The sequence below is a fragment of the Aeromonas sp. Y289-2 genome, from assembly GCF_027705925.1.
Classification (GTDB): domain Bacteria; phylum Pseudomonadota; class Gammaproteobacteria; order Enterobacterales; family Aeromonadaceae; genus Aeromonas; species Aeromonas veronii.
The window spans coordinates 1-923 of record NZ_JAPDCH010000049.1; the positions used below are offsets into that span (position 1 = coordinate 1).

The 923-nt window shown below is 56.1% G+C and carries 1 protein-coding gene; it reads left to right on the plus strand.

The window, feature by feature from the left end; genetic code table 11:
- Positions 1-15 precede the first annotated feature (15 nt).
- Positions 16-923 (plus strand): pyruvate kinase (gene pyk, locus OKC43_RS21655; protein ID WP_144716207.1); only part of this gene is annotated, 908 nt, incomplete at its 3' end.

The following is a 923-nucleotide window of genomic DNA, read 5'->3' on the forward strand; positions in this document are numbered from 1 at the left end:
ACCATGAAGATTGACATGAAAAAGACCAAAATTGTCTGCACCATCGGTCCGAAGACCGAATCCAAAGAAATGCTGGCCAAAATGCTGGACGCCGGCATGAACGTCATGCGCCTGAACTTCTCCCACGGTGACTACGCCGAGCACGGCAGCCGCATCAGCAACCTGCGCGCTGTGATGGCAGAGACCGGCAAGCACGCTGCTATCCTGCTGGACACCAAGGGTCCGGAAATCCGTACCATGAAGCTGGAAGGCGGCAACGACGTCGCGCTGGTCGCTGGCCAGACTTTCACCTTCACCACCGACCAGACCGTGGTTGGCAACAAAGACAAAGTGGCCGTGACCTATGCAGGTTTCGCCAACGATCTGCGCGTCGGCAACCGCATCCTGGTTGATGACGGCCTGATCGGTCTGGACGTTATCGAAATCACCGAGCGCGAAGTTATCTGTAAAGTGCTGAACAACGGTGACCTGGGCGAGAACAAGGGCGTTAACCTGCCGGGCGTCTCCATCAAGCTGCCGGCCCTGGCCGAGAAAGACAAGCGCGACCTGATCTTTGGTTGCGAGCAAGGCGTTGATTTCGTTGCTGCTTCTTTCATCCGCAAGAAAGAAGACGTTCTGGAAATCCGTGAGCACCTGAAAGCCCACGGTGGCGAGAACATCCAGATCATCTCCAAGATCGAAAACCAGGAAGGTCTGGACAACTTCGACGAGATCCTGGCTGTTTCCGACGGCATCATGGTTGCTCGTGGCGACATGGGTGTAGAGATCCCGGTTGAAGAAGTTATCTTCGCCCAGAAGATGATCATCGCCAAGTGCAACAAAGCCCGCAAAGTGGTTATCACTGCCACCCAGATGCTGGACTCCATGATCAAGAACCCGCGTCCGACCCGCGCCGAAGCTGGTGACGTGGCCAACGCCATCCT